The sequence below is a fragment of the Exiguobacterium sp. QJM3NY_9 genome (assembly GCF_056173545.1).
Genome location: NZ_CM149679.1, coordinates 2,043,342 through 2,067,973 on the forward strand (window position 1 = coordinate 2,043,342; position 24,632 = coordinate 2,067,973).

Genomic DNA, 24,632 nt, shown 5'->3' on the forward strand with positions numbered 1-24,632 from the left:
CTAATTTCCGTTAGCGGCGTAGACGTGGATCAAACGCATCCCGTAATCCATCGGCCAACATGTTAAAGCTGATCATTAGGAGTACGATGACCGTCGATGGCACGACAAGCAAGTAAGGGAACGTCTTCAATTCTTTGTACCCTTCGTTGATCAATGTACCAAGGGACGGTTTCGGTGGAGCGAGACCAAGTCCAATGAAGCTAAGGAACGCTTCGAAGAAAATCGCACTAGGAATCGTGAACATAAGTGAGATGATAATAATTCCAAGAGTATTTGGAATCAAATGCTTAAAGATTAAACGTGAGCTAGAAGCCCCAAGCGTACGTGCTGCGAGTACAAATTCCTGATTCTTAAGTTTCAGGATTTGTCCTCGAACGAGTCGACTCATCCCAATCCATCCGGTGATGGTCATCGCCAAGATGATCGTCGTGATCCCCGGTTCAAGAATCAAGATGAACAGAATGATTAAGATTAAGTTCGGAATCCCGGTCAGGATTTCCGTAATACGTTGCATGATGTTATCAACACGACCGCCATAGTAAGCAGAAAGTCCACCATATGTGACACCGATGATGACATCGATGATTGCAGCCATGACACCAATAAAGAGTGAAACGCGTGTACCTTCCCAGACACGTGACCAAGAGTCACGTCCGAGATGATCCGTTCCGAACCAGTAGTTTTCTGTTACTTGTTTTTGCTCGTAAAAATCAATTTCTTTATCACCTAATGTTGCCATACCATCAAATCCGGCCCACTCAAGCCCTGTTACTTTTGGTGGTAGCTTCGCTTGCGTGATCGTTTGCGTGTAAGCATCGCGCCCTGAAATCATCGGTCCGAAGATTGAAAGTAACGCAATGATAAGAATGATGATGAGCGAAAGAATCGCTGCTTTATTTCGAATAAGACGCGTCCAGGCATCTTGCCAGAAATTTAAACTTTTTCCGGCGATACGCTCTCCGGCTTGTTCGTTGAACTCAACCGTTTGAAACAGTGACGAATCGAATTGTTCCGTTTTTGCATTTGAATTTTGCTCTGCCATTATTCATTACCCCCCAAACGAATCCGTGGATCAACGACACCGTACAGTAAGTCGACGATCAAAATCATAAGGATGAAGACCGCTGAGAAGAACAGTGTTGTTCCCATGATGACTGTATAGTCATTTAGCGTGATTGATGATACGAACAACTCACCAAGACCTGGTACAGCAAAGATTCTTTCAATGACGAGTGTTCCTGTGATTAAGGCAGCAGTCATCGGTCCAAGAATCGTAATTGCTGGAATCAAGGCATTACGCACCATGTGTTTCCACGTGATCGATTGTCCATCTAGTCCTTTTGCCTTAGCAAGCGTGACATAATCCTGTCCTGTTACCTCGAGCATCTCCGTTCGAACAAAACGAGCGATGGAGGCGGTAACTCCTAAGGACAAGGAAATTGTAGGCAAAATCGTATGTGCTGGGCTTTCCCAGAAGGCGACCGGCAAAATGCCCCATTTCACTCCTACGTAGTATTGAAGAAGCGAAGCAAATACGAACGACGGTATTGAAATACCGAGTACTGATGCAAACATCGCACCGTAATCAATCGCTGTGTTATGACGTAGTGCCGCAACGACACCAAGTAAAAGACCTGCAAAGACACCGAGTATAAGTGCTTGTGCTCCTAATTGAGCTGACGGTCCGATCCGTTCCATGATTAAATCTGTAACAGGACGGCTATCATATTTAAATGATACTCCTAAGTCCCCTTGGAACAAGTTGACCATGTACGCTGCGTAGCGTTGTGGAAGTGGATCATTCAAGTTGTACTTATCCCGAAGGATATTCAATTGCTCAGGAGAAAGCTTTTCCTGGTTTTGGAACGGTGAACCTGGTAACAGATCCATCAAGAAGAACGTGAATGAAGCGATGAGTAAAAACGTCAGTACGCCGTAAGTAAGGCGTTGAGCTAAATAACGGCCCATAGATGGCACCCCCTATAAAGATTTTTCTGTTTTTTTCGAAAACATCAATAAAACCAGTATGACGTAAAATTGTCGGAACATTCAAGAATTTTGTTGTAAAATTTTAAATTCTTTTTTTGTGCCAACCTGATATGATGCCCCCCATGATCACTGCTTTTTCACAGTTAACCAATATTTCAGAATTTTTCGTTTGATTCCATTATACTTTGCTAACAAAGTAATTAGAACATCTTTTTTACAAATAGTTCACATTTCGTTTAGAAATGATTACACATTCAGAAAAAGTAGTATAAAACAGGAGCGTTCCCTGAACCTAATTCGGGACGCTCCAGTTTTTTTACTTCATATCAACATATTTGTATTGGAAATCCGCACCAAACAATTGGCGTTTGAAGTTTTCAACTGTCGGACGGCTCAAGTAAGCTGCACCTGCTTGATACAATGGTGCAATTGCTTGATCTTTCTCGATCAATTGGGCTTCCGCTTGCTTGAACAAGTCGAGACGTTTCGTAACATCTGCTTCTTCATTGGCAGCATTCAACAACTTATCATATGCTGATGAGTCGTAATTAACATCGTTTTGACTATTTGTTGATTCAAAGATCGACAAATTCGACATTGGATCTTGGTAATCAGGACCCCAAAGTGAATACGACATTTGGTAGTCACCTTTAGACTCTAAATCGAGTTTGTTCTTGAATGGCTGTTGTTTGATTGAAACTGTCACGTTCGGCAAGTTTCTTTCAATTTGACCTTTCATGTACTCACTTGTCTTTTTAGAGTCTTCGCTGTCGAACGATAATAGTTCAATCGTTGTTTTCTTATCGCCATTTGCTTTTTTCCAAAGATCAGCTGCTTCGTTCCCATCACGATCGAACCAGTTAATGTCACTCGTATAGTCTTTTCCAGCTTCATCTTTAATGAAGTCTTTTGGAATGAAGCTTGTTGTTGGAATCGAACCATTCGCAAGTAACGTTTCTGTGATGCCTTTAGGATCAATTGCGCGAGCAATCGCTTTGCGGGCATTGACATCTTTCATCGTCGCATCTTCGTTATTGAACTTCAAATAAGCGATAGTAGAACGTAATGCCGTATTGAATTCAGGTTTCGATTCATAAACAGCAACTTGTTCAGATGTTAAGCCAGCATAATCGATGTCATTCGATTCATACAGGTTAGTAACCGTTGACGAATCTTTAACGACACGAATCGTTACTTCGTCAAGACTGACGGCATCTTTATCCCAGTAGTTTTCATTCTTAGTCAAGACACGTTTTGAATCTGTTTTCCAAGATGTCCAAACGAATGGTCCGTTGTATAACAATTTATCCGGTTGAAGTGAAAAGTCTTTTTCGTTCTTTTTATAAAAATCTTCACTAATCGGTGTATATGTTCCAAATGACGTCAGTGACAAGAAGTACGGCGATGGACGCTCAAGTGTTACTTCAAGCGTTTTATCATCAAGTGCTTTGACTCCTAATTCATCAACTGGTTTTTTCCCTTGTGAGACAGCTGCACCATTTTTGACGGTATCAAAGATATAGGCATATCCTGAACCTGTTTCTGGATCAACTGCACGTTTCCAAGCAAATTCAAAATCTTGTGCTTTGACTGGAGAACCATCAGACCATTTCGATTCACGAAGTGTAAACGTGTACGTGAGGTTATCACTCGAGATATCTGTTTTTTCGGCTAGTGCAGGAATCGCCTTACCTTCTTTGTCTAACCGGTAGAGTCCTTCCATCGTGTTTCCAATCATATCAAATGCGACTGAATCCGTTGCTTTAGCCGGGTCGACCGTCGTAATATCGGACGTACTCGTTAAGCGCAAGTTTTTCTTGTCTGAAGAACCTGAATCTTTATCTCCGCTCGTCGAACATCCTGCAAGGACTACACTCCCTGCAAGCATGACTGATAACGCGAGACCGACAGTTTTTTTCTTCATCGGTGAGTCATCTCCTTTTCAATTTTCAAGTTGCCATAAACAGTTATGACATCAATAACGTTGGATCGAATCCACATGCATTCCCCAAAATGCATTGACCTGGTTTCGAAAATTCAAACGAAGTGATAAGTTGATTTTATGTGAGAATAACAATAACGTCAAGTGAATAGTCACACTATTTGCTGTTTTAAGATATATAACCGTAATAAATTCGTAACTTTCGGGAGCATTGCGTATAATGGATTCATAATCCATATTAAGGGGGACTACTATGCGTTTTCACTTGTTTCGTCCGATTTTAATCGCTTTAATTTTATCGATTATTTACACCATTTGGGCGAGTTTCACGGATTCAACCCATTCTTTTTTCTATCACTTTTCGGGTGGATTATTTATCTCAGGATTCATCTTAATGGCAATCGGATTATTTTCTAACATGTCTGCAAATGGATTTTTTAGAGGGCTGACTGCCGGGTTCAAAAAACAACGTGAGGCAAGATTACGAGAAATCGATGGTGAGTATCACGAGGACGAGGATGAAGAGCACGAAGTGTATGAAGAAAAGCGGAAACGTTCTTTAAACCGGACAGGGCCATACTTGTCTAGCGGCTTATTGTGCATTGTTTTCTCATTGCTTTTGTCATTCGTTTAAACGAATTTTTCGTGACGCTAGACAATGGTCTATGGTAAAATCTTGTTAAGTTACATGTATAATAACACGGTGAAGAAGAGTAGTACATCGAGTCGTCACTTTAAGAGAGTCCATGGTTGGTGTGAATGGATAGTGGATGCAGATGGAATGGACTTCGGAGTGGCTGACTTGAACAGTGAAGTAGAGTCAGACGGGATTGCCCGTTACAGCAGTTTAGAGCGGCTATTATCATAGCAACTTGGGTGGCAACGCGATGACTCGTCCCTTGATTATTCAAGGGACGAGTCATCTTTTTTTATTCTATTTTCGGAGGGAAACGATTATGAAAACGATTTTTTCAGGTATTAAACCAACCGGTACAGTCACGCTAGGAAACTACATTGGGGCGATGAAGCATTTTGTCAACTTACAAGATGAGCATGATGCCTATTATTGTATCGTCGATCTCCATTCGATCACAGTCGAGATTGACCGTGTCGAGTTGATGAACAATACACGTGCCCTCGCTGCACTGTATATTGCAAGTGGTCTCGACCCAGAAAAAGCGACGATTTTCGTCCAATCAGAAGTCAAAGCACACGCGCAGCTCGGTTGGATGTTAACGTGCCTAGCAGGTATGGGTGAACTTGAACGCATGACGCAATATAAAGATAAATCACAAGGAAAAGAGCGGATTGGCGCAGGTCTCTTCGTCTATCCGACGTTAATGGCCTCTGACATCCTTTTATATGATGCGGAACTTGTCCCTGTCGGTGAAGATCAAAAACAACACATCGAGTTGACACGCGACTTAGCACAACGATTCAATAGCCGGTACTATGAAACCTTTAAAATGCCTGAGCCAGTCATCGCAGAAACAGGTGCTCGTATCATGAGTTTGACGACACCAGAGAAAAAAATGTCTAAAACAGATACGAATCCAAAAGGTTACATCACGATGCTCGATGAACCAGCTAGTATCCGTAAAAAAATTAAGTCGGCCGTGACGGATTCGGAAGGAATTGTTAAGTTCGATCGGGAAAACAAACCGGGTGTCTCAAACTTACTCGAAATCTATTCACTACTCGCTAATATCTCCATCGCCGAGCTCGAAGCGAAATACGAAGGTTCAAATTATGGCGTGTTCAAAGCAGATGTCGCTGAAGCAATCATTGCCGAGCTCGAGCCGATTCAAAAACGCTATTATGAGTTAATCGATTCAGAAGAACTCGATGTCATTTTAGATCAAGGCCGTGAAAAAGCTGACCTCGTCGCTTCTCGTAAACTTGCTAAAGTAGAAAAAGCCATGGGGCTCCAACGTAAACGTGCTAAAGTCAAAAAATAATCAATTCTTTCATTAAAAAAGGTCCTGTGCTCTTTGTGTTGAACTGAACCCTGAATGGTGGACACTTGATAAAAGACCCCATTCGGGGTTTTTTGTGTTTAAAGATATCGATATACTGTATCTATTCAATTTAGACGGGAGAATTATTCATGAACAGACGTACCTTCAATCCAGATCAAATCAGACAACTTGAAGCGAATCTTCACGTAGCCTCGGTATCAGATCGTACGATTCAATATAAAGGAGAATTTAAGATTCACGCTGTACGTGAGAATTTAGCTGGTAAGCGACCGATACAAATCTTTGAAGAAAGCGGCTTTGACCTGGACATGATCGGTAAGCGAACAACGAACGAAGCGTTGAAACGATGGCGGAAGACCTATCGCATTTATGGAGAAGAAGGACTCTTGAATGAGAGACGTGGAAAATCAAATCTTGGAGGTCGACCGAAAAAAGATGATTCCGTCGAACGACGCCTTGCGAAAGCTGAAGCACGAATCAAGTACCTCACAGCGGAGAACGAATTACTAAAAAAGCTCGACGCTCTCGAAAGAGAGGCGAAGTATCGAAACTAACCGCATCTGAGCGCTATCAGGCAATCAATATTGTCTTACGGAAACAATCATCGGGCCGATTCGTGACGGACCTATGTACGCTCGCTGAAGTGAGCCGCAGTGGTTATTACGCCTGGCTCGCACGTACGGATAGTGTTTCCCTTCGGGAAGAACGCGACTATGCGGACTACCTACTTCTAAAACGTGTTCATGATCGTCACAAGGGAAAAATCGGCTATCGTGGTCTTTACATGGAGATGCTTGATGTCATTGGTGGACCGATGAATCATAAACGTATTTTGCGTATCATGAGGAAGTTTGGAATCGTGACGAAAATCCGTAGGCAGAACGCTTATCGTAAAATCGCTAAAGCGACATATGAACATAAGACTGTACCGAACCACTTGAACCGTCGGTTCGATCAAGATGAGCCTGGTAAGGTATTCGTCACAGACATCACTTATCTCCGTATTGGATCTGGTCAAACTGTTTATCTCTCTTGTGTGAAGGATGTCGCTACACGTGAAATTATGGCACATCATCTATCTACAAGCCTCCATATGGAACTAGTCCTTCATACAACGAATAAACTCGCAGAACGACTTCAAGGGAATATACACCCGGAAGCCATGATACATTCCGATCAAGGATTCCATTATACGCATCCTGCTTATCAAACACGCATCCGTGAGATGGGAATGCTTCAATCCATGTCTCGTAGAGGAAACTGCCTAGATAATGCCCCGATGGAATCGTTCTTTGGGCACTTGAAAGATTATGTCGATTATAAATTAGCATCTGACCTCGATGAGGTCTGTGCCATGGTCGATGCTTACATTGATTATTACAATAGCGAAAGAAGACAATGGAAACTACAAAAGATGACTCCGGTACAATACCGAAGCCATCTCATAGCAGCTTAATACGTTAAGGGTGCTTTTATTAAACTGTCCAAACTCTAGGGCTCAGTTCATGTGTAAAGAGTACGGGACCTTTTGTCAAAAAAAGAGAGCATCTCTACAATAGAGACGCTCTCTTGACATTTTATTTACCTTCGATTGAAGCCCATTTGTAAGAGAAGTCTGCGCCGAAGTTATGCTCGACAACACCTTTTACGTATGGTTTAACGAGGAACGCACGTCCACGTTGATAGACAGGTGAGATTCCCGCAGAATCAAGAAGGATTTTCTCTGCTTCTTGAAGCTCAGACCAACGTTTTGCTGCATCCGTTTGTGTTTGTGCATCTTTGACGAGTTTGTCGTACTCTGGATCTGACCAGTCACCACGGTTATATGGTCCATCAGTCAAGAAGAGATCGAGGAACGTCATTGGATCTTGATAGTCAGGACCCCAGCCTGCGAATGAGAACTCGAAGTCGCCTTTGTTTTCAAGATCAAGTTTGTTTTTGAACGGTTGTTGCTTGATTGTGACTTTCATACCTGGAAGGTTCTTCTCAAGCTCGCCTTTCAAGAACTCACCGATTTTCTTCGCATCATCACTATCATAGTTAAGAAGCTCAAGTTCGACTGAATCTTTGCCGATTTCTTTTAAGCCCTCTTCCCAAAGTTTTTTCGCTTCATCCGCATTGAACTCGTTGAATGTTGGATACTTTTCACGGAAGTCTTTTCCGTCAGCATCTTTCGCGAAGTCTTTTGGTACAAGATAGTTTGCTGGAAGTGATCCGTTTGCAAGGATGACATCCGTGATGCCTTTTTTGTTATATCCCATATCGATCGCACGGCGAATTTTTTCATTTTCGAGTGCTTTAACTTTCGTATTCAAGTAAAGGTAGAAGATTGTTGATTCACCTTTAGTTTGGAATTCTTTATTATCTTGATACTGAGCTACGAATTCAGATGAAAGACCTGTACGGTCGATTGTCCCTTTTTCGTAAAGGTTAACAGCAGTCGAAATTTCTTTTACGACCTTAACATTGATCGTGTCTAATTTGACGCTATCTTTATCCCAGTAGTTATCGTTTTTAACCATTTTCCAGCCTTGTTCACGTGTCCATTCCGTTAACTTGAATGGTCCATTGTAAAGTGATTTGTCAGCTGTCGTACCGAAGCCCTTACCGATTTCTTTCGAAAGTTCTTCCGATTTCGGCATGAATGGACCGAATCCAGTCAATCCGAGGAAGTAATCTGCAGGTGATTTTAATTTTACTTCGAACGTTTTATCATCAACTGCTTTAACGCCTACCGCGTCACGCTCGCCTTTTTTCGTGTTGTATTCTTCGGCACCTTCGATGTTGTAGAATACGTACGCATATTGCGATGCGTTTTCTGGGTTAAGCACTTCTTTCCAAGCGTACTCGAAGTCTTTTGCAGTGATTGGTGTACCATCAGACCAGTTAGCATCACGTAGCTTGAACGTGTACGTCAATTTGTCGTCAGAAACCGTATGGCTTTCTGCAATACCTGGTGTTGGCTGTTGCTTGTCATCCAAACGGTAAAGACCTTCCATCGTGTTGTTCAAGACGTTGAAAGAAACAGCGTCCGTAGAAGTTGTTGGGTTAAGCGTCGGGATATCCGCGCTTTCGATCAGGTTAAGCGTCTGCTCACTTGATTTTTTGTCCGAACCGTTATCGCCCGATGAATCATTTGAATCAGTCGTCGAACAAGCAGCAAGGAATGCGCTTGATACGAGCGCTACTGAGGTAGCGAGTGCAAAACTTTTCTTTTTCATGATACGATGACCCCCCTAAAATTTCCAAAGCTAGTAATCTAAAGTTTTTGTCCGAAAAAAAGTAGTACTTTTTGGCCGAACAAAACTCTCCGTTACAAATAGTTTACAATGTTCTGATAATTTTGCAAAGCTTTTATCCGATTTTTCTAAATATTTTTTCAAAAAAATAAGAAGGACATGAGTTCATCCCATGTCTTTCCTTAATTGATTAATTCGATTTCTTTACTGTTCGAAGCAAGTATTCAGGTCCATAAATCGGCACTGTCAAGCCGTTTATTCCTTCTTTTACCAACATGTTTTCCGTTGTCTGATAAAGTGGAATAATGACCGCGTCTTTTTCAATCAATTTTTTTTCAGCAGTTCGATAACCTGCAGTTTTTTCTTTTACTGTCTTTACATTTCTTGTTTCTTTAATCAATTTGTCATATTCTTTTGAATTGTAATTTACTTTATTCAAAGGATTATCGGATACGAATTGATTTAAATATGCGAGAGGACCTGGGTAGTCAGGCATCCAGCCTGTCAGCGTCATGGAAAAATCACCAGATTGTTCAAGGCGTATTTTATCTTCGATATCTACATTTTTAGTAACAATATCGATTCCAGGCAGCTGCTTTTCGAGAATTTTTTCAATTGTTTTTCCTAGCTCCAATGCTTTTTGATCATCAAAATTCAACAATTCAACTTTCACTTTTTTCTTAGTTGCCTGTTTCCACTTTGTCGTTGTTTGCTCTTGAGGTGGAGAAATCCAGTCACTTGCCGTTACTACAAAACGATTCGTCGGTTTCCCTGATAATCCGAGCGGCAAGTTCAGTGTCTGTTGATTCATCAGTGTAGAAGAGATGGCTTGGCGGGCATTTCGACTTTTAAATAATGAATCGTTCATATTAAAGGCTAGATAAAAGACCCCACTCCGACTTTTTTGATAAGTAGGCTCGTCCCCCATCAAAAGATTCGTATCAAATCCTTCAATTAATGGCAACATGTCTGCCTGATCATTTCGATATGCTGTCACCTGATCTGACATACTTTTAGCAGTGATACTTTTGACGGTATCGAGCTGAACCACAGTCGCTTGATGATAATGATCATTTTTTTCAAGCATGTAGGATGCCTTTTTCATCTCACCCATTTTAAATGGACCATTTTCATTCAAATCCGACCATTCGCTTACTTCAGGCTGCGGATAGAAGACAGACATAGCCAGTAATTGTGATAAATCCGAAACCGGCTGATTTAATTCAATGATTAGCGTTGATTTTCCTTCTGCTCTAACACCTAGTTTATTTGGTGGGAGTTCGCCATCATTGACTTGTTGTCCATTTTTAAAAACTTCGAATAAAAAACCATATGGTGAATTTGTCTCATTTGAAGCAACACGTTGAAAACTATCAACAAAATCTTGCGCTTCGACTGGTGTACCGTCATCGAACTTTGTTTCTTTTAGTTCAATCGTATACGTCAAGCCGTCATCCGAAACAGTCATCGTTCGGGCGAGACCTTTTCGGACAGATGGACCGCCAGTAAACACAAATAGTCCTTCATATAATTGTGCAAGCAACGTTTGTGAACGATTATCTGTTGCCTGTGCAATATCCGGTACTCGTGGCATCGATGACTCAATGATTGTCATATGCTGTTGTTGCTTTTTTGTAGAGGCTTCCTCTGTCGTGTTTTGTTGAAACACAACGAATCCACTAATGATTACTCCGATTACTAAAAACATTAAAACAAACAGTTTAAATTGCTTAGACATATTTTTCCCCTTTTATTTTAAAGTGACTCTATTATTCAAACAGAATTCAACCAAAAAAGCGACCTTACTGTCTTATTGACAGTAGGTCGCTCCAGGCTGTAGACAAAGTTCTATCAGGAGATAAAGCATTTTTTCGTTGCTTTCCTCTGGCGAGGCGCAAGCCGTTGCTCCTTGGTCCTCACGGACAACGAGCAGGGTCTTGCCTGCCCCTGACAGTGCGTTAAAAACACACTTTTTCCCGTAGGAGTCAACGAAATATGACGTTTTTTTTAGTAATACCGTGACGGAAAGCCGCGCATGCAGGCGGTTTAGAGCGCAATCCTTCAAGAATTATGCTTGCTGGTACCGCTTAAAGACGAGTGATGCATTGTGCCCACCAAAACCAAGCGAATTGCTTACTGCATACTCGACGTCCCATGCTCTGCTACCTTCACGAACGTAATCTAAATTACAGCCTTCGCTTGGTTGTTCGAGATGAATCGTCGGGTGAACCGTTTGTTCTTGCAACGACTTGATTGTTGCAATCGCCTCGACGCCACCTGCACCACCGAGTAAATGACCGATCATTGATTTCGTCGAGTTCACAGCGAGTTTCGCTGCATGTTCTCCGAAGACCGTATGAATGGCTTTCGTTTCCAAAACATCATTCATTGGCGTACTCGTACCATGCGCATTGATGTATTGAACAGCAGTTGGCTCGATGTTCGCATCTTGAATCGCCATCGCCATCGCACGTGCGCCTCCATCACCATCTGGATCTGGAGCAGTAATATGATACGCATCTGCAGTCAGACCGTATCCACTGACCTCTGCGTAGATTTTTGCTCCACGAGCAATCGCGTGATCGTATTCTTCAAGGACGAGAATGCCTGCCCCTTCTCCCATGACAAATCCATCGCGTCCCTCATCGAATGGACGGCTCGCTGTATTCGGGTCATGATTTGTCGACATCGCTTTGTTCGCACAAAAACCGGCGAACGCTAAGTTCGTGATTGGTGCTTCCGCCCCACCAGCAATCATGACATCCGCATCACCACGTTCGATTACGCGTAACGCTTCACCGATTGCATTCGTACCTGAAGCACAGGCAGTGACAGAACAGTTATTTGGACCTTTCGCTCCTGTATAAATCGAAACTTGACCACTAGCCATATTCGGAATCATCATTGGAATGAAGAATGGGCTGACACGACGATGTCCGCGCTCAAAGTAGATTTTCGCTTGTTTTTCAATCGTCTCCACGCCACCAATCCCTGAACCAATCCATACGCCTGTACGTTCAGCATTCGACTTGACATCAAGTCCTGCATCTTTGACAGCTTCCATGCTTGCGACCAGTGAATAGTGAACAAATCGATCCATCTTGCGTGCTTCTTTTGCTTCGATGAATTCCGTAATATCAAACCCTTGTAACTCACCCGTCACTTTTGTTGGATACTCATCGATATCAAGTCGCTCCATCGGACGAATACCGTTTTTACCTGCTTTTAATGCATTCCAAAATGTATCCACATCATTTCCAATCGGTGTTAGTGCACCCATACCAGTAACTACTACTCGTTTTCTCGTCATCTTATATGTTCTCCCCTTTAGTCCAAGTAATGTAAGAAGCTCCCCAAGTCAATCCGGCACCAAATCCTGCGAGAACAAGTGTCGTTCCCGGCTGTAGTCGCCCTTGACGCCGCGCTTCTTCTAAAGCCAACGGAATCGAAGCCGCTGATGTATTTGCATGTTCATCAATCGTGACGATGACTTTCTTTTCATCGATGCCTAATCGTTCGCGTGCCGCGTCGATAATCCGTAAGTTTGCTTGGTGCGGAATCAATAAGTCAAGTGATTCCAACGATCCGTTCGCTTTTTGAATGACTTTATCGACAATCTCTGGTAATTTTCGAACGGCAAATTTAAACACTTCTCGTCCGTTCATTTCAATTGGCCCATCCAACTCTTTAAACAACAGATGCGCCCCTCGCCCATCCGTTCCGAGTTCAAACGCATTCAACCCTTGCTGTTCTGTTGGTCCGAGGACGACTGCACCCGCACCATCCCCAAATAAAATTGCTGTCGACCGGTCTGACCAGTCGACGATGCTCGACATTTTTTCTGCCCCAATGACAAGCGCATATTTAGAGTTCGTCGCCTCCATCATGCTTGATGCTGTTTGAAGAGCGAAAATGAAGCCGCTGCAGGCAGCACTAATATCAAATGCCGTCGCGCCTAGCGCCCCTAACCGTTCCTGAACGATACAGGCTGTTGAAGGAAAGGCACGTCCCGTCGCTGTCCCGACGACAATCAATCCGATATCGTCTGCTGTTAGGTCCGCATCGATCAATGCTTGTTTAGCGGCCTCTGTCGCTAAATCCGTTACATCGACTTCGTCTGTTGCAATCCGTCTTGCACCGATTCCCGTTCGTGTCCGAATCCATTCATCGCTCGTATCAAGCGTTTTCGCTAAATCATCATTTGTAATTCGACGTTCTGGTAATGACGTCCCTAGTCCTACAATCCCGATATTCATGTGGTCGCTCCTTTAGTATTAGTATCTGGTACTAATATAAAGCGTTAATCCTTTTTTGTCAAAGAAAAAAGAAGGGTCCCTTCAATCAGGGCCCTCCTCCGTCCACCTTACGCTTCTGAATCTGCTAGCGTTCGTACAACTTCCATGACCATCTTCGCAGAGTTAATCGACGCAATTTCTAAAAATTCATCAAATGAGAGTGAAGCTTCCTCATCTGCACTATCCGAGATTGAACGTGTTACGACGAAAGGAACATCGAATTGATGACAGACTTGTGCGATCGGTGCTGCTTCCATTTCAACTGCTGCGACGTCCGGGAAGTTCGTTTTAATGAGTGTCGAGCGCTCTGTATCATGAATGAAGGAATCTCCTGTCACGATTAGACCGTGAACGACATTAATCGACTCCATCCGTTCGATGACGGCTTCAGCTGTCGCGACAAGTTTTTCGTCTGCCACGTAAGCAGCTGGCATACCCGGTACTTGTCCATATTCATATCCGAATGCTGTCACGTCGACATCATGATGACGGACTTCTGTCGAGACGACGACGTCACCGACAGTCAGCCCTGCCTTAAATCCACCAGCAGAACCCGTATTGATGACGGCACTGGGTTTAAAATGATCCAGTAACAATGTCGTCCCAATCGCAGCATTCACTTTCCCGATGCCTGATTTCAAGATGACGACTGGCACACTGTTCAATAAACCTTCATAAAAATGATAGTTAGCAATCATCGTGTCTTTTCGTTCAGAAAGTTCATTCCGAAGTAAGTTGACCTCTTCTTCCATTGCTCCAATGATAGCGATTGGCATACTCATTCCTCCATCATACAGAAAGCCGGATTGCTCCGGCTTCATCGTTTTATTTATTTAATCGATGTAATTTTTACAGCGAAATCTCCACCTGGAGCCTGTACCGATACTTTCTCACCTACACTATGTCCGAGTAAGCTTTTAGCGATTGGTGATTCGTTCGAGATTTTACCTGTGAACGGATCCGCTTCTGCACTTCCGACAATCGTGTACGTTTCTTCTTCATCATCTTCAAGAATCAAGAATGTGACCGTCGTTCCGATACTAACGACCGAAATATCCTTTTCTTCTTCAGAAATAATTGCTACGTTACGTAGCATTTCCTCAAGTTGTGCAATTCGTCCTTCGACCATCGCTTGTTCTTCTTTCGCTGAATCATATTCTGCGTTCTCAGACAAGTCTCCGAAAGATCGGGCAATCTTAATATTTTCAACTACTTCTTTACGGCGGACTGACTTCAGTTCGTTTAACTCGTTCTCAATTTTCGCTTTACCGTCAAGCGTCATATAATACTGTTTTTCTGCCATTTTTGTCACGCTCCTTTTTATTCCACTAGTATAGTATATTCACATCTTTTTTGGAATCAATATCCTCTTTCATCAAGTGCTGTTCGATAATCGAGTATGGCACGAATCTTCGTTACGAGGAGATCAATCGCGACATGATTCTCTCCGCCTTCCGGAACGATGATATCTGCATAGCGTTTTGTCGGCTCACAAAACTGAAGATGCATCGGACGGACGACATTCGTATACTGCTCGACGACCGAGTCGATTGATCGACCACGTTCGTTGATATCACGTTGCATCCGTCGTAAAATCCGTACGTCCGCATCCGTATCGACAAACACTTTAATATCCATCAATTCCCGTAAACGCTCATCTTCAAGCGCTAAGATTCCTTCGACGATGATAACATCACGTGGATCGAGTTTGATCGTCTCCTCCGCTCGCGTATGCGCAACGTAATCATAAACAGGTTTTTCGACCGCAATGTTTTCACGTAACGATTTGATGTGGTTAATCAGCAAATCATTATCGAATGCAAACGGATGGTCATAATTTGTTTGATATCTTTCTTCCATCGAGAGTGTACTTTGATCTTTATAGTAAGCATCTTGCTCGATCATGACGATCGATTCGCTCGGGAAAGCTGCGACGAGTGAGCGTGCGACTGTCGTCTTTCCTGATCCCGTACCTCCAGCAACGCCAATTACAACCGGTTTTTGCATTGATTTTGTTCCTCCATCATTCCGACTTGATTTTTCGACTTACGGAAACACCGTCTCCGAGTGGAAAAATCGTCGTATCGTATTGTTCTTGTTCCATCATCCAGACTGTGAATTCCTTGACGAGACGAACGAGTCGTCGTCGTCTTCGATCAAACGTTTTTGGATCTGTTTCTAAAACATCACCATGTAAAAACAGATTATCCGTGTATAAAATCCCGCCTATTGGCACAAGCCGCCCATAACCGTTGAAGAATTTTTTATACTGCCCTTTCGCCGCATCGATGAAGATTGCATCGAACTCTTGGTCAAGGGTTTCGGCTAATTCTACTGCATCTGCAAAAACGATGTCAATTCGGTCCGCGACACCTGACCGGGCGATGAATGCTTTTGCTTCTTCATACCGTTTTGCATTTCGTTCGACTGTCGTGATGCGTGCGTTCGGCAATGCACGTGCCATTCGAATCGCGCTATATCCAATTGCCGTCCCGAGTTCGAGTATCCGCTTTGGTTGTTGTAGCGTCAGCAAGGATAATAACACTTCTGACCCCGTCAATTCAATGATTGGGATGTGATGTTCCTTAGCATATGCTTCCATCTCTTCGAGTAGCGAATCACGTGGCTTAATCATTGCTTCAACATACGCTGTAAACTCATTCATTCGAACTACTCCTTCTCCGCATAAACAGGTTGACCTGGAACGAAAATACTCGTCCCAAACCAACCCGATGCTCATTGCTCTTTACTTGCTTCGTATTCAACCCATTCCGGTTTATACTTTACGACATTACGTTGATGTTCTTCATACGTCTCTTCGTAAAGAATCTGTCCTTTTGGATTTTTTTCACTCGGTGGCCGAGCAAAGAAATAAACATACTTTGTTTTATTCGGATTGAGTACGGCGAGTACGGAATCTTTACTGACTGTTGAAATCGGACCGATTGGAATTCCCTCATATTTATACGTATTGTATTTCGAGTTATTCTCAAGATCCTTCAATGTCGTTAATGCCGTGTTTTCCCCCGTACCATACCAGACTGTTGGATCCGACTGAAGTTTCATACCATCATCAAGACGATTTTTGAAAACGCCAGCGATTTCACGGCGGTCTTTCGCTGTTGCCGCTTCACGTTCAACCATCGATCCAAGACTGAGGACTTCATGGAATGTCATTCCTGATTCTTTAATCGCATCTGCATTTGCATCATAATTTTTTTCCATCTCGTCAAGCATCGTCTCAGCTATTTGATTGATATTTTTCCCTTTATCAAATTCATACGTCGCCGGGAACAAGTAACCTTCAAGGGAGTAGAGTACTCCTTTTTGTTTCACTTCATCCGTTAACATCGGATACTTTTCAATCAAACTGTTGATGTACGTTTGATCCGTCAGTGCTTTACGAACAGCCTCTTGCTTAAAGCCCGTTGCTTTTGCAATCACAGCGATTTGCCGATCCATCGTAATCCCTTCAGGAATCGTCATCTTGACATCTGCTGCTTTCATGACTTTACCGGTTTTCAACTTATTGATGATTTCGTCCGGTGTCATCGCTTGCGTCAGCGTGTACGTTCCCGCTTGGAATGACGATTCATTCTTATAGCGAACGTAATAGCGGAAAATCGTTTCATTTGCAATCAATTCTTTGTCCTTTAGGATATTTGAAATCGTACTTGTTCCAGCACCTAATGGGATTTCGACTTTAACGGATTTTGTTGCGTCCGCGTTGACGGGTTCGAGTGAATTTTTTAGAAAGATATAGATTGCCGCACCTGCTACTAAGAAAATCGTGAATAACACTGAAAGGATGATGAGCGTAATCCGGCGTGATGTCCGGCGGCGCTTGTTTTCGATTTCAGCATTGTGCTTCCATTCGTTCTCCATCGGTTCCTCCTTTTTCTCTTAAAACAAGGTGACCTCGAAAGAGCATTGCTCCTTCGACATCACCTTATACACGAGTCGGTTATTCAAGCTCGTCTTCTAATGTATTGAAGACTTCTTCGATTTCATCCCACGTTTCCGTGTCATCTTCTTCGATCGGAACAAGATTGAAGTCATTGTCTCCGTCGCCATACTCGTCTAGTTCGTAAACGAAGATGTCGACTTCTTCCGCGTTGTCGTAGTCAGCACCGACTGGCTCGAGGAAGATATACGTTTTGTTTGAGCGTGGGCTCTCATAACGTAACCGCTCCATAAATTCGAAATCATTACCTTCACCATCTGGAATTACGTAACGTGTTGGTTCATTCTGTTGCATCATTCATCCGCTCCTTTAATGCAGTCTCGAGTTCATCCCAAGTCTGCTCATCATTTTCATCGATCAGGCTCAGTTCAAAATCATCGTCGCCTTCTCCATACTCATCAATCTCACAGATGATTAAATCATCTGCGCCATCTTCTGGATTCCCTATCATTTCGAGGAACAGATACGTTTTCCCTGTTCGCTCGCTGACATAACGGTACCATTCTTCGAAAAGATGTTCGCCACCGTCTTCATCCGGAAAGAGATACTGGCGCTTTTCTTCAGACATCTCATTTCCTCCTTTACCGGTTCGCCCGATCCAAATACGATTGTAGGATCATGACTGCCGCCATCTTATCGATGACTTGTTTTCGTTTTTTTCGACTGACATCTGCGTCGATCAACATACGCTCTGCCTGCATCGTCGTTAGACGCTCATCGACGAGAACTGTTGAAAGTCCTGTCGCTGATTCGATTTCACGCGCGAACGCTTCACTTGCTTCTGCTCGCGGACCAATCGAACCGTTCATGTTTTTCGGATGTCCGATGACGATGATTTCGACACCGTACTCTTTAATGATTGCCTCTAGTCGCTTGAAGGCGACAGGATAATCGGGTTCTGTCCATTTGACGGTCTCGACGCCTTGCGCCGTCCAGCCCATCAAATCACTCACCGCGACTCCAATCGTCTTCGAACCGACATCGAGTCCGATCGCACGCTTCATTTTTTGTCTCCACTCTCCGACAGATAGGATTTGACGAGTTCTTCAAGCAATTCATCTCGTTCAATCTTACGGATTAGATTACGTGCATCATTATGACGAGGAATGTAAGCAGGATCCCCAGATAGAAGATATCCGACGATCTGATTAATTGGATGATATCCTTTCTCTTCCAAAGCGTGATAGACCGTCAACAACACTTCCCGTGTCGCTGCTTTACTATCGTCTTCCGGAAAATTAAATTTCATCGTTTGATCCATCTGACTCACGTTAATCACCTCTTTCATTTACACTACTTTTCTATTATGCCAGTGATTGCGCATAATGTGAAGCATACGCCAACGCTTCATTTAATTTCGAAGCATCTTTCCCGCCTGCTTGGGCCATATCCGGGCGTCCACCGCCACCGCCGCCGCAACGTGTCGCAACTTCTTTAATCAGCTTCCCGGCATGATAGCCTTGGTCAATCAAGTCTTTTGAGACGCTTGCGACGAGGTTCACTTTGTCGCCTTGCGCACTGCCGAGGACGATGATTGCTGACTCGAGTGAACCTTTCAATTCATCCATCATCCCACGTAATGCATCCATATCAGACACATCGACACGTTTCGAAAGGACTTGGACACCATTGATCAGTTCAACGTCATCTTTAAGTGATGCTGCTTCGATATTCGAAAGTTTTGCTTGGAGTGATTCGTTTGCGCGTTCTGTCTCACGTAATTGAACTTGTAACGCTTCGATTCGACTCGGAACTTCCGTCGTTTTCGTCTTCAGGACACGTGCTGCTTGTTCGAGCGTCTCAAGATGCGCATTCATGACACGATATGCACCAGCTCCTGTGACCGCTTCAATCCGACGTGTACCAGCACCGATACCTGATTCAGAAACAATTTTGAAAAGACCGATTTCCGCCGTGTTCTTGACGTGGATCCCGCCACATAATTCGATTGAATACGTTCCTGCCGATACGACGCGGACCGTTTCACCATATTTTTCACCGAACAGTGCCATTGCCCCTTTTGCTTTTGCATCGGCGATGTTCATTTCTTCGATATCGACAGCCAGCGATGCCCAGATTGCCTGATTGACATCCTGTTCAATCGTTTTCAGTTCATCTACCGTGACTGCACCAAAGTGAGAGAAGTCAAAGCGGAGACGATCTGCTGACACGAGTGATCCTGCTTGATTGACGTGCGTGCCGAGTGTATCTTTTAGTGCTTTATGCAACAAGTGTGTTGCTGTATGGTTTTTCGTAATGGCTTTACGTGCTGCGCCTTCGACTTCTGCGATGACTGAAGCGTCCGCGAGTGCAATCCCCGTCCGAACGATGACCGTATGCAAGTTTTGACCGTTCGGTGCTTTTTGTACGTCTTTGACGTCTAAGACGAAATCTTTTCCTTCAATCGTTCCTGTATCCGCGACTTCACCACCGCTCTCCGCATAAAACGGCGTGATGTCTAAAATGACTTGTGCCTGTTCGCCTGCTGCGACTTCCGTGACATGTTCTCCATCATGAAGCAATGCGACGATCGTTGCATCCGTCTTCACATCCGTATAACCGACGAACCGGCTTGGTACCGTCAATGTCGCAAGAACTTCAGATTGCTGTTGCATCGATCCGCCATCTTCACGTGCCGCACGGGCCCGCTTACGTTGCTCATCCATCGCCCGTTTGAAGCCTTCTTCGTCAACTGCCATTTGATGATCTTCTGCATATTCGACTGTCAATTCGAGGGGGAAACCGTACGTGTCGTAAAGACGGAATGCATCTTCCCCACTAATCGTATGCTCTCCATTATTTTTAGCCGTCTGAGCGACCGTATTTAAAATCGCGAGACCATCTTGTAATGTTTCATGGAAACGTTCTTCTTCATTCTTGATGACACGTTTGATGAAGTCCGCCTTCTCTGGAACTTGTGGGTAAAAGTCAACCATGACGCCACCGACCGTATCCACGAGCTCGTACATGAACGGACGTTCGATTCCAAGCATCTTCGCATAGCGGACTGCCCGGCGAAGTAAACGACGGAGGACATACCCGCGTCCTTCGTTCGATGGCAATGCGCCGTCGCCAATCGCAAACGAAACTGTTCGGATATGATCAGCGATGACTTTGAATGCTACATCCAGCTTCGCGTCATCACGGTATTTTTTACCACTCATTTCTTCCGTCTTATGGATGATCGGCATGAACAAGTCCGTATCGAAGTTCGTCGGCACGTTTTGTAAGACACTAGCCATCCGTTCGAGACCCATTCCTGTATCAATGTTTTTGCGTGGAAGTTCTGTGTAGTTCCCGTTTCCATCATGGTTATACTGACTGAAAACGATGTTCCAAATTTCAAGATAACGTTCATTTTCGCCACCCGGGTAGAGTTCTGAATCGTTCGGGTCGTCACCGAAGTCTGGACCACGATCAAAGAAAATTTCCGTGTTCGGACCAGATGGACCTTCACCGATTTCCCAGAAGTTATCTTCGAGCGGAATGATTCGTTCAGCCGGAACACCGAGCTCAAGCCAGATTTGGCGTGCCGCATCGTCTTCCGGATGGATCGTAACAGACAAGTACTCTGGATCTAGACCGTACCACTCGTCACTCGTTAAGAGTTCCCAGCCCCATTTGATCGCATCTTCACGGAAGTAATCACCGACTGAAAAGTTACCGAGCATTTCAAAAAACGTATGGTGACGTGCCGTTTTACCGACGTTTTCGATATCGTTCGTCCGGATCGATTTTTGTGCATTGACGATTCGTGGATTGTCTGGGATGACACGTCCATCAAAATATTTTTTTAATGTCGCGACACCTGAGTTAATCCAAAGCAATGTTGGATCTTCCACTGGTACGAGAGAAGCACTCGGTTCCACAGCGTGACCTTTCGATTGGAAAAAGTCGAGATACATCTGACGGATTTGTGCGCCAGTCAACGGTTTTAATGGTTTCATCGAAAATACCCCCAATTAATTAATAAGTTCATCCTGAACGCAAAAAAAACGATGCATCATCCCCTAGGAAAGGGACGAAAGCATCGCTCTCGTGGTACCACCCTCGTTCGCAACATCCTCTGTTACGGATGTTACCTCGAAAAATCCAATAACGGGGATTAACCGCAAGTGTTTTCACTCGACTCAAGAAGGAGCTTCAAATGATTCATCATGGAGATGGTTGCAGCAAATCCATCTCTCTCTTCGTCATGATTGCATCACTCTACTTATCTTCTATCAACGTTTTGCGTCCATTCATCTAACGTGATTATTACCTATCCAACGTATTCCGTCAAGTCTTTGTCGCACCACCCAGACGTTCAATCAACCGCGTCCGTCGACGTGGTTCTTCTTCTTGTGATGCCTTGTGAAAGGCGCGTGGATCTCCGAACAACAACAAACTTGTTTTCGCACGGGTCACGGCCGTATAAATTAAGTTTCTCGAATGCTTAAAGGCGCCCGTAAAGAAGACCGGCATCAGAACGATCGGAAACTCCGACCCTTGGGCTTTATGGATCGTGATCGCATAGGCATGTGTGAATTGGTCCCAGTCACTGCGATTGTATTCGACTTCCGTCTGGTCGAACCGCGCGATAATTTTATCGACTTTATCGACGTTTTCTTTCGCAAAAAAGATGTTGACGATTTCGCCGATATCACCATTGTAGACATTTTCTTCCGCATTGTTGACGAGCTGAAGAATCTTATCTCCACTCCGGTACAGCCGATTTCCTTGCTTCACTTCCCGTTTTTTCGGTGCTTCCGGATTGTAGACATTCTGCAGCGCGAGATTGAGTTCATCAATCCCGACTTGTCCGCGGTACGTCGGGGCGAGGACTTGGACGTCGAACTTCGAGTAGCCTTTTGCTAACGCTTTTTCAGCGAACGCGGCAATCCCGCGTAATGATTCTTGCGGAGCCAGTGAATAAAAACGGCGGTCCGATAACGGTGCCAATAAATCAGCCGATGTGACCCGATTTTTCAAATCGTGAGCCAATCGTAAAATCGATGAATCCTCCGCTTGACGGTGGACGACATTGAGTCGTACGACCGGAATCCCGTCCGTATCCATTAAATCAGCCAACACTTGTCCCGGACCGACCGACGGCAGTTGATCCCGGTCACCAACGAACAAGATTTTCATCCCGTTCGGTACGGCGCGAAGGAGACTCGACAACAGGTAGATATCAATCATCGATGATTCATCGATGATCAACACTTTTCCGGTGATCGGTTGATCTTCATTCAATTGAAAATTTGAGCCGTCATACTTCAACAGCCGATGAATTGTCATCGCCGGAACATCGGTCGCTTCCGACAATCGTTTTGCAGCACGCCCGGTCGGTGCGACGAGAACGTACGGATACACATCACCTGATTTGACTTGACTTTTTTCGAGCGGCCAATCGTGGATTTCTTGTAAGGCATGTAAGATTCCTTTGATGACCGTCGTTTTACCGGTTCCCGGTCCACCGGTCAAGACCATCAATGGTGCTTTGACGGCCAGTTCAATCGCTTCTCGTTGTTGCGTCGCATATTCCATTCCGAAACGTTCTTCGAGCTGACCGATTGCCGTTAAGATCGTCGCGACATCGACTTCTTGCTCTGCTCCATTCGCCATGACGCGTGCCAGCTCTTTTGCCGCCCTGACTTCCGCATAATAAATCGTCGGCAGATACAGACAGCCTTCTTCGAGTTTTACTTTATCTTCTGTCAACAACAACTCGATTGCCTGTTCGAGTCGTTCTCCTGGGTCTTCGCCTAGCAGGCGGGGTGCCCGCTGCAACAATGAATCAATTGTCGCAAAAGCATGTCCTTCCCCTGCCTCTTGCTCAAGTATGTGCATGACGGACGCTGCAACGCGTTCCGGGTGAAGACCAATCAATCCGAGATGGGAGGCAATTTGATCGGCCGTCTTAAAACCGATCCCGCTCACTTCGTACATCAAGGAATACGGGTTTTCACGAATCCGCGCCATCGCATCCCCTTCGTACGCCGCATAAATTTTAGCTGCAAGTTTCGGCGTGACGTCGAACGGTGCCAAAAACAACATCAATTGATCAACGCCATAGAGCGTTGCCAGTCGACTGAAGATGACGTCAGCTTGTTTTTGTTTAAGTCCAGGCACACGATCGAGGGCACGGCTATCTTTTAAGATGACATCAATCGCATCCTCGCCAAGTGCCTCGACAATATTTTTCGCTGTTTTCGGACCAATGCCGGTAAACGATCCATTCGTCAAAAAGCGGACAGCGGCATGCTTCGTCATCGGGACAGAACGGCGAATTAATTCTGCCTTTAATTGTTTACCAAACCGTGGATGGTCCACTAAACGGCCAAACGCCTGATACGTACCGCCAAGTTCAATCCCGACTCCCGTTCCCGTCACGACGAGTTCAGTTTCTTTCAATTCAAAGTTTTTTTCCTTAACAGCCACCAATACGATGGAATGCGCTTCTTCTTCGGAGGAGAAGAGCACACGTTTAACACGACCGACGACTTGATGAGGGTGCTCCATCACTCCACCTACTTTCTAAAAGACTACGATTTACTACGCTCTCATCATCATAGCACTCGTTTAATCGATTTAAAATCAGGGAAAGTGAACTTGAACTAAAAATTGAATTGGAGGAGAAGCATGTGGGACGATTACCAATTGCTGGTTTATGTGAATTAGTACTTGAAGTAGAGGATATGGAACGCGCTGTCAACTTTTGGCATGGGACGCTCGGAATACCGATTGTCGAGCAATGGGCTCCAGATGACGCGGAACCAAGTAAAGAACAAGCGACGCAAGACGGCGTTTGGGCGACATGGCTCTATATTGGCGGAAACACGCGACTTGGACTCTGGCTCAAACGAGATTTCACACTCGAGGAACGGACTGTGAAAAATCTACCGGTCACGAAGTGGGATTCGCTTTATGATGAAGGAGGGACTCACGTCCACTGCGCCTTTTACATTGAAAAAAACCGATTCGAGGACGCTCTGAACGTCTTACGGGAAGCAGATATTGCCGTTAAGATTCGAGAATGGGATGAACAAGAAACTTCGAATGATAAAGAATACTCCGCTTATTTTAAAGATACTGAACAAAATGTGATTGAGCTCTATACAAAAAATATGGACGAGGCGTACGAAGACTTTTCTGGTCCGCCGCAACGCGTCGTACGTGAAGTCGGAAACTAACGCAATCTTCAAAACGATCAGAGACGGAACGCGCTTTAAAGCGGTCGCA

The 24,632-nt window shown here is 44.3% G+C and carries 22 protein-coding genes and 1 other annotated feature; of the genes, 4 read left to right on the plus strand and 18 right to left on the minus strand.

All coding sequences use genetic code 11. The features are described from left to right. Positions 1 to 10: 10 nt before the first annotated feature. The 3 genes from opp3C to AC0VYQ_RS10600 form a co-directional block, all read right to left on the minus strand. Positions 11 to 1,042 carry an oligopeptide ABC transporter permease gene (gene opp3C / locus AC0VYQ_RS10590; RefSeq protein ID WP_088837496.1) on the minus strand — a complete coding sequence of 344 codons (1,032 nt, stop codon included), beginning with the start codon at positions 1,040 to 1,042 and terminating at the stop codon, positions 11 to 13. Beyond that, positions 1,042 to 1,968: an oligopeptide ABC transporter permease gene (opp3b, locus tag AC0VYQ_RS10595; RefSeq protein WP_088837497.1), complete on the minus strand. Its 927-nt coding sequence runs from the start codon at positions 1,966 to 1,968 to the stop codon at positions 1,042 to 1,044. Before opp3b ends, opp3C begins: the two co-directional genes overlap by 1 nt. 337 nt (positions 1,969 to 2,305) lie before the next feature. Beyond that, positions 2,306 to 3,913, minus strand: coding sequence for a peptide ABC transporter substrate-binding protein (locus tag AC0VYQ_RS10600; protein ID WP_475403531.1), 1,608 nt, complete (start codon positions 3,911 to 3,913; stop codon positions 2,306 to 2,308). A 271-nt stretch (positions 3,914 to 4,184) separates the two neighbouring features. Here AC0VYQ_RS10600 and AC0VYQ_RS10605 point away from each other — a divergent pair, with 271 nt between their 5' ends. The 3 genes from AC0VYQ_RS10605 (at position 4,185) to AC0VYQ_RS10615 (ending at position 7,366) form a co-directional block, all read left to right on the plus strand. Beyond that, the gene (locus tag AC0VYQ_RS10605) at positions 4,185 to 4,565 is read left to right on the plus strand and encodes a DUF3899 domain-containing protein (protein WP_088837499.1); all 381 of its coding nucleotides are present in this window, start codon (positions 4,185 to 4,187) and stop codon (positions 4,563 to 4,565) included. A gap of 60 nt (positions 4,566 to 4,625) precedes the next feature. Beyond that, positions 4,626 to 4,834: a binding site (T-box leader), on the plus strand. A 50-nt stretch (positions 4,835 to 4,884) separates the two neighbouring features. Next, positions 4,885 to 5,889, plus strand: a complete 1,005-nt coding sequence (trpS, locus tag AC0VYQ_RS10610; protein WP_239456910.1) for a tryptophan--tRNA ligase — start codon at positions 4,885 to 4,887, stop codon at positions 5,887 to 5,889. A gap of 149 nt (positions 5,890 to 6,038) precedes the next feature. Next, a protein-coding gene (locus AC0VYQ_RS10615) for an IS3 family transposase (RefSeq protein ID WP_475403532.1) occupies positions 6,039 to 7,366 on the plus strand; the annotation gives its coding sequence in 2 pieces (ribosomal slippage) (positions 6,039 to 6,408 and positions 6,408 to 7,366; 1,329 coding nt in all). A 121-nt stretch (positions 7,367 to 7,487) separates the two neighbouring features. Here AC0VYQ_RS10615 and AC0VYQ_RS10620 read toward each other — a convergent pair. The 15 genes from AC0VYQ_RS10620 to recD2 form a co-directional block, all read right to left on the minus strand. Further along, positions 7,488 to 9,131, minus strand: a complete 1,644-nt coding sequence (locus AC0VYQ_RS10620) for a peptide ABC transporter substrate-binding protein (RefSeq protein ID WP_475403533.1) — start codon at positions 9,129 to 9,131, stop codon at positions 7,488 to 7,490. 208 nt (positions 9,132 to 9,339) lie between these two features. After that, positions 9,340 to 10,887: a peptide ABC transporter substrate-binding protein gene (locus AC0VYQ_RS10625; protein ID WP_475403534.1), complete on the minus strand. Its 1,548-nt coding sequence runs from the start codon at positions 10,885 to 10,887 to the stop codon at positions 9,340 to 9,342. Positions 10,888 to 11,217: 330 nt separating this feature from the next. Next, positions 11,218 to 12,459 (minus strand): beta-ketoacyl-ACP synthase II, encoded by a 1,242-nt coding sequence (fabF, locus tag AC0VYQ_RS10630; RefSeq protein WP_475403535.1) that lies wholly within the window; start codon positions 12,457 to 12,459, stop codon positions 11,218 to 11,220. A 1-nt stretch (position 12,460) separates the two neighbouring features. Continuing rightward, positions 12,461 to 13,405, minus strand: coding sequence for a beta-ketoacyl-ACP synthase III (locus AC0VYQ_RS10635; RefSeq protein ID WP_214892173.1), 945 nt, complete (start codon positions 13,403 to 13,405; stop codon positions 12,461 to 12,463). Positions 13,406 to 13,512: 107 nt separating this feature from the next. Further along, on the minus strand, positions 13,513 to 14,220 hold the full coding sequence (gene mtnN, locus AC0VYQ_RS10640; RefSeq protein WP_475403536.1) for a 5'-methylthioadenosine/S-adenosylhomocysteine nucleosidase: 708 nt from the start codon (positions 14,218 to 14,220) through the stop codon (positions 13,513 to 13,515). A 53-nt stretch (positions 14,221 to 14,273) separates the two neighbouring features. Then, entirely contained in the window at positions 14,274 to 14,747 is a 474-nt protein-coding gene (gene greA / locus AC0VYQ_RS10645) for a transcription elongation factor GreA (RefSeq protein ID WP_088837506.1), read from the minus strand. Positions 14,748 to 14,803: 56 nt separating this feature from the next. After that, positions 14,804 to 15,451 carry a uridine kinase gene (gene udk / locus AC0VYQ_RS10650; RefSeq protein ID WP_214766460.1) on the minus strand — a complete coding sequence of 216 codons (648 nt, stop codon included), beginning with the start codon at positions 15,449 to 15,451 and terminating at the stop codon, positions 14,804 to 14,806. Between the two features lie 16 nt (positions 15,452 to 15,467). After that, the gene (locus AC0VYQ_RS10655; RefSeq protein ID WP_475403537.1) at positions 15,468 to 16,109 is read right to left on the minus strand and encodes an O-methyltransferase; all 642 of its coding nucleotides are present in this window, start codon (positions 16,107 to 16,109) and stop codon (positions 15,468 to 15,470) included. A 71-nt stretch (positions 16,110 to 16,180) separates the two neighbouring features. After that, positions 16,181 to 17,329 carry an endolytic transglycosylase MltG gene (mltG, locus tag AC0VYQ_RS10660; protein ID WP_475403538.1) on the minus strand — a complete coding sequence of 383 codons (1,149 nt, stop codon included), beginning with the start codon at positions 17,327 to 17,329 and terminating at the stop codon, positions 16,181 to 16,183. 79 nt (positions 17,330 to 17,408) lie between these two features. Beyond that, positions 17,409 to 17,705, minus strand: coding sequence for a DUF1292 domain-containing protein (locus AC0VYQ_RS10665; protein ID WP_235195162.1), 297 nt, complete (start codon positions 17,703 to 17,705; stop codon positions 17,409 to 17,411). After that, on the minus strand, positions 17,689 to 17,976 hold the full coding sequence (locus tag AC0VYQ_RS10670; protein ID WP_029331015.1) for a DUF1292 domain-containing protein: 288 nt from the start codon (positions 17,974 to 17,976) through the stop codon (positions 17,689 to 17,691). Before AC0VYQ_RS10670 ends, AC0VYQ_RS10665 begins: the two co-directional genes overlap by 17 nt. 13 nt (positions 17,977 to 17,989) lie before the next feature. Further along, on the minus strand, positions 17,990 to 18,412 hold the full coding sequence (gene ruvX, locus AC0VYQ_RS10675; RefSeq protein WP_029331016.1) for a Holliday junction resolvase RuvX: 423 nt from the start codon (positions 18,410 to 18,412) through the stop codon (positions 17,990 to 17,992). Next, positions 18,409 to 18,678 (minus strand): IreB family regulatory phosphoprotein, encoded by a 270-nt coding sequence (locus AC0VYQ_RS10680; RefSeq protein ID WP_029331017.1) that lies wholly within the window; start codon positions 18,676 to 18,678, stop codon positions 18,409 to 18,411. The genes ruvX and AC0VYQ_RS10680 overlap by 4 nt, the downstream gene beginning before the upstream one ends. Before the next feature lie 34 nt (positions 18,679 to 18,712). Next, complete coding sequence (gene alaS, locus AC0VYQ_RS10685; RefSeq protein WP_475403539.1) at positions 18,713 to 21,355, minus strand: alanine--tRNA ligase; 2,643 nt, start codon at positions 21,353 to 21,355, stop codon at positions 18,713 to 18,715. Between the two features lie 331 nt (positions 21,356 to 21,686). After that, positions 21,687 to 23,912, minus strand: a complete 2,226-nt coding sequence (recD2, locus tag AC0VYQ_RS10690; protein ID WP_088837510.1) for an SF1B family DNA helicase RecD2 — start codon at positions 23,910 to 23,912, stop codon at positions 21,687 to 21,689. A gap of 122 nt (positions 23,913 to 24,034) precedes the next feature. Here recD2 and AC0VYQ_RS10695 point away from each other — a divergent pair, with 122 nt between their 5' ends. Continuing rightward, a complete protein-coding gene (locus AC0VYQ_RS10695) occupies positions 24,035 to 24,583 on the plus strand; it encodes a VOC family protein (protein ID WP_088837511.1) in 549 nt (182 codons plus the stop codon). Positions 24,584 to 24,632 lie beyond the last annotated feature (49 nt).